We start from the raw sequence: 4,461 nt of genomic DNA, 5'->3' as shown, positions 1-4,461 counted from the left end.
GAGGGCGTGAAAAATCATTGCGGTGCCTGTACCTGCGGCGCCGCGTCCAACTGCGCAATCAACGCATCGGCCAGCAGCACCGCCACCAGCGCCATCTGCGGCGGCTTGACGTTCAGAACAATGCCCGGCGTGGCGTACTGCTCGAAAAACCGTACCTGCTGCGCCAGCCCGGTCAGCACCGTGGTCGCAATCTTCTCGCGCCGCTCCCGCTCCACCCGCGTTATGTGCGCGGTTAGTAGTTCGATCCGGTTATCCGATTGTTTTTGAAAGTTATCAATGGGTTGCGACACATTGGCATGCGATGCCAACTCGCTGAAGTCGTAATCACTCGGCATCACTGTTGGCCCTTTCCAGCTTCTCGCAAACGATGTAGGAGTGAGTACAAACCCGCATGAATTTCAGGAGCGTGAGCTTGGCTTGGGCAAACTCGCCGTCCCGAATGAGGAATTGGTAGGAGGTCATCAGTCCGTCCATTTCTTCGGACTGAAGCGCCAGTGCCGGTGGGGCCGGCAAGGGCGCCCCAAGCGCTTGATTTTTCTGAGATTTCGGTAATACCGTGTCGATGATAGTTGGCAGGATGGTGTTGACTGGGCGACGTGGCACTGGGCTTCCCTTGTTTCACGGCAGCTTGAGTGCTGCACTCGTGTCCGAATTGTCTGCGAACCATCGACTCAACGCTTGCAAGAGAATTGGCAGGTAAACCCCGCTTTTTTCCCTTTGTAGGAATTGCGCTGACAGGGTATGGCATCTACGCGATCTCCTCGTCGGTCGCGGCCCACCCATCCGGCGATACGTCGGATAGTACGTGCTTGGCGCCGGCCGCCAATGGTGGCAGAGTCTCGATCACGAGATTGAGCCACGGGCATTGCTTGAACTCAGACAGCTCAGGCGGCGGTCGATTCACTTTCGTGCTGCGCCGATAGAACAACTGCGGTGCACCGTTCGGACTTTTCCGGTTGAACGCCTTCAGATAGCCATGCTTGGCGAGAATCTTCAGCGCCGTCACCGTAGGTAAACGCTTGCGGGGCACCGTCGTTACATCCCCGGCCCTGAACTCCCGCGTTTCCGGTACTCGCTCCAGCAGGCGCCACGTAAACTCACCGATTGGCCGGCCCATCATTCCCTATCTCCCCCAATGACCACCGCGATCGCTTCATCGATGGTGTAAATCGTCGTAACTTGGCCGCGCCAGTTTTGGTGCCACTTCACCTGAGCCGGCGTCAGCATCCGGTCTGCCTTCGGCTTCTTCGGGTCTTTGATTTCGAGCAGGACGTTGCGCCCGCGGAACGCCGCCAGAACGTCTGGTACGCCGTACCCGCAGGCGGCAAGGCTCTGCACGGTGCAACCCATCTGGCGTAGCGCGTTGATGATTTCTGCCTGGTTGTCGTCGATGCGAGCGGCACGCCTCACGCCGGCTCCTTGATGATGCTGTCGAGCAGTTTGACGATGCGAAGCACGACATCTCTGGCGATAATCCAATTCATCCCGCCCTCGTGTAGCAGCACGATCGCGCCGTCCTCGCCCAGGCACACGCGCTCGCATACGAGCACTCTTTCTGGCGTAGGGGCCGGTTCTGGCGCCGCGAACGACTGCGGCCGCCGGAACTTGATCGTCTCGCCGGCCGCAGCGCTATCTGCAAGACGGTCCATAATCTTGCGGGCACGGGCGTCGCTCTCGGCGTCGGCGTGGGCGCGAATCTTGTCCATCAGTTTGCTGGTACGGTCATCGCGCGCCTTCTGTTGCCGCTTGAGTAGACCGCCCGAGAGCAGCTTGGTCTTGCTCATGCCGGCTCCTTGATGCCCAGCCGCAGGCGCTCGATCTCGCCCTGATCCATGCCCTTGAGCGGGCGCAGGTTGCGATCCCAGGCGCAGCCGTTGCGGCTGACGAACTTCGGACCCAGCTCCGGCATCTTCGGGTTGTAGCCGGTCAACGGTCGGCCCTCACTGACCACGTACCAGGCTTCCGCCTCGAACGGTATCCGTTCGAGCACCTTGACGATGAACCCCAGGTTGGCGGCGATGCCGCCGATCACGATCGACAAATCACCCGGCTTGTTTCTCATGCCATCCCCTTCAGCTCGTCAGAACATTTCTCGGCAATGTCGGCCGGCGCGAAGCTGGCCAGGTGTTCAAGCAACCACCGCTTGCCGTAGGTGGGCTTCAGGTTTTTGTAAAAACGGCGGCAACAAGCAGGGCAGCCCAGCTCGTACACGCTGTCGTCATCGGCGCAGCCTTGGCAGGTCATGCGGCGAAGAAGTTCTCGGCTGGCGCGCCCGAGACTTCATCCTCCCAGCGGCGCTGATTCAGGTACGTCAACGGTGTCGGCTCGAATCCGTCTTGCCACTGCTTTGAGGCGCGCATGGCCGTCACATGGCCAACGATCGCCGCGGCTAACGGTTCGAGTCGGCCGCTTTCCCACTTTTTCAGGCAGGCCGCTTTGGCTACCTTGCGCGGACTGGTCGGCCATGTTGACCAAAACAGATCAAAGCCGGCCGCCGTGCGTGAAACGCACGAAGTCTTTTCCTTGATCCCTTCCTTGGTCCTTGGTCCTTGGTCCTTGGTCCTAGGCAATTTTTCGCGAGGCTTCGCGAATTTTCGCGAGGAGTCCTCGAATGCCGGGAATTTGGACTGCGAAGGGTGGTCAATCTTCTGATGAATCAACCACTTATGAACTTGGATGTAACTTTGACCATCGACCAAATAACGATCGAGACAGTGTTCCCGCTCCAGTTCGGCTAACCACCCGTCAATCAGTGCCGGAGCGTCGTCATCGTAGGGGAAAAGAAGGCTCGCGAGCATTCGCGAGGCCGCGCGAGTCCTCCCCGAATCATCGCAAAGTGTCCAGAGTTCAATGAACAGCAGGCGTGCGTCGCGCGATACGCGGCCCATTGATTCGGACTGTGGAAACTCGGGCTTGATGGTTCTAATGCGTGGCATCTCGACTCCTCGCTGCCAGGCAGTCATCGAGCAGCTTTTTGAACGTGGCCATAAATTCCTTCGGCTTGCCGGTGGATTGGGCAATCAAAATGATCGCCAGCACCATCCCTGCCGTAGTTGCGCTAACGTCGTCGTCCGTGCGCACCCGATAGGCGATCGCAAGTACCTCATCCGTTACGTTTTCTGCCAGGTCCGGGTCGAAAGACATATCGGTCGTTACCTCACAAAGTAGGGTGCAATGGCGTCGAACTGATCGTCGGCGAAGCGGTAGCTGTCAGGGCGTGTCCACAGTTTCAGCTTGCCCTCGAAGCGCCCGTGGCGATGCTTCTCAACCAGCAGCACCAAGTCGGGCTCGGCCTGCGCATTGAGGTCGCCCTTCTCCACCTTTTCAGTCTTGGCGAAGTTGCGATTAACCATGATTACGTTATCGGGCTGGTCGGACAGCGTGCGGCTGCCGGCAATGTCGTATCGATTCGGGGGTGCCGTCTTGCCATTGGTGACGGTCGGCTTGCGCGTGTGGGCAACCACGTGAACGTGCATGCCGGTGTCGATCGCCGTCCGGTGCATCTGCGCCATGAACAGCCGTTGCTGCTCGGCGTGATCGTTGTCGGCGCTGACGATCTTGGTCAGGTTGTCGAACAGGATGTGCTGCGTCCCTAGTTCGTGGGCGCAGTACATGGCGAGCTTGACCGCATCGGCCGGCGCCATGTCGCCCGTCATGTCCAGAAAGCACAGCCGCTCCTCCAAACCCTCGGCCCACTGCTCGACCATCTTTCTGACTGGATGGGCGCGGCAAAGCGCCTGAATCACCATCTTGGCGGCGACCCGGTAGGCCGGCATTTCGAGCGAAATGATGACCACGCGCTTGCCGCTCATGGCTAGGCTCAGCATGATTTCGGATAGCACCGTGGATTTGTAGCTGCCGTTGGCGCCGGCCCAAATGGATAGTTCGTGCGGGCGCAGGCGAAACAGCTTGTGGGTGGCCGCCCACGGCAGCGGATCGCCGTGCGTGCCGTCGTTCGATAGCTCGCCCATGATCTGATCGTTGAAGGCGGCCGGCGAGCGCAGCAGGTGTACATGCTTGGGCGGCGTCCACTTGGCCAGCGGCACGTCGCGCGTATGCGCGCCCACCACCGCATCGGCAATCGTTGCCAGCCGAACGCGCTCGTCGCTCATGCGCGACGCCATACCCGGTTCGGCCCGCGGTGCGACTTCGGGTCGTTCGATGAGATGAAGCGCTCAGTGGGCACGATCAGCCCGGCGCGGTGCCCTCGGCGGGCTATAGCGCCCCACGCACGGCAATCTGGCGGGCGGGGCAATCCCATAGCCTCGGCTACCACTCGCACGTCCTCGATCGTAAAATCTGCGCTGGTGTCGGCCACGTACTCGCCCAGGATGGCGAACGCCCGATCGCTCCAGGCAGGCTCGACCTGATCGGCATGCTCTACTGCCAGCGCCATGCCGGCATCGCGGCGCGCAATGGCGTCGGCTATGCGCTCATCCATGTGCCATCTCCTGAATCAGG

At 60.5% G+C, this 4,461-nt stretch carries 11 protein-coding genes; 1 reads left to right on the top strand and 10 read right to left on the bottom strand.

What is annotated here, in order from left to right; translation table 11 throughout:
* Positions 1-14: 14 nt before the first annotated feature.
* The 10 genes from H0W40_RS19415 to H0W40_RS19370 form a co-directional block, all read right to left on the bottom strand.
* Positions 15-335 carry a hypothetical protein gene (locus H0W40_RS19415; RefSeq protein ID WP_292449500.1) on the bottom strand — a complete coding sequence of 107 codons (321 nt, stop codon included), beginning with the start codon at positions 333-335 and terminating at the stop codon, positions 15-17.
* A complete protein-coding gene (locus H0W40_RS19410) occupies positions 325-603 on the bottom strand; it encodes a hypothetical protein (protein WP_292449499.1) in 279 nt (92 codons plus the stop codon). The genes H0W40_RS19415 and H0W40_RS19410 overlap by 11 nt, the downstream gene beginning before the upstream one ends.
* Positions 604-748: 145 nt before the next feature.
* Complete coding sequence (locus H0W40_RS19405; RefSeq protein ID WP_292449497.1) at positions 749-1,120, bottom strand: hypothetical protein; 372 nt, start codon at positions 1,118-1,120, stop codon at positions 749-751.
* On the bottom strand, positions 1,117-1,410 hold the full coding sequence (locus tag H0W40_RS19400; RefSeq protein ID WP_292449495.1) for a hypothetical protein: 294 nt from the start codon (positions 1,408-1,410) through the stop codon (positions 1,117-1,119). Before H0W40_RS19400 ends, H0W40_RS19405 begins: the two co-directional genes overlap by 4 nt.
* Complete coding sequence (locus H0W40_RS19395) at positions 1,407-1,784, bottom strand: hypothetical protein (protein ID WP_292449494.1); 378 nt, start codon at positions 1,782-1,784, stop codon at positions 1,407-1,409. Before H0W40_RS19395 ends, H0W40_RS19400 begins: the two co-directional genes overlap by 4 nt.
* Positions 1,781-2,062 (bottom strand): hypothetical protein, encoded by a 282-nt coding sequence (locus H0W40_RS19390; protein WP_292449492.1) that lies wholly within the window; start codon positions 2,060-2,062, stop codon positions 1,781-1,783. The genes H0W40_RS19395 and H0W40_RS19390 overlap by 4 nt, the downstream gene beginning before the upstream one ends.
* Positions 2,059-2,244: a hypothetical protein gene (locus tag H0W40_RS19385; protein ID WP_292449490.1), complete on the bottom strand. Its 186-nt coding sequence runs from the start codon at positions 2,242-2,244 to the stop codon at positions 2,059-2,061. Before H0W40_RS19385 ends, H0W40_RS19390 begins: the two co-directional genes overlap by 4 nt.
* Positions 2,241-2,963, bottom strand: a complete 723-nt coding sequence (locus tag H0W40_RS19380; protein WP_292449488.1) for a hypothetical protein — start codon at positions 2,961-2,963, stop codon at positions 2,241-2,243. The genes H0W40_RS19385 and H0W40_RS19380 overlap by 4 nt, the downstream gene beginning before the upstream one ends.
* Positions 2,923-3,144, bottom strand: a complete 222-nt coding sequence (locus H0W40_RS19375) for a hypothetical protein (protein WP_292449486.1) — start codon at positions 3,142-3,144, stop codon at positions 2,923-2,925. The genes H0W40_RS19380 and H0W40_RS19375 overlap by 41 nt, the downstream gene beginning before the upstream one ends.
* Before the next feature lie 8 nt (positions 3,145-3,152).
* On the bottom strand, positions 3,153-4,112 hold the full coding sequence (locus tag H0W40_RS19370) for an AAA family ATPase (protein ID WP_292449483.1): 960 nt from the start codon (positions 4,110-4,112) through the stop codon (positions 3,153-3,155).
* 89 nt (positions 4,113-4,201) lie between these two features.
* Between H0W40_RS19370 and H0W40_RS19365 the strand changes: the two genes are divergently transcribed.
* Positions 4,202-4,461, top strand: a 260-nt coding sequence (locus H0W40_RS19365) for a hypothetical protein (protein WP_292449481.1), incomplete at its 3' end; no start/stop codon positions are given.

This window comes from Methylibium sp. (assembly GCF_013817345.1).
In the GTDB taxonomy this organism is placed as follows: domain Bacteria; phylum Pseudomonadota; class Gammaproteobacteria; order Burkholderiales; family Burkholderiaceae_C; genus Methylibium.
This window is presented reverse-complemented; position numbering and strand designations above follow the sequence as displayed.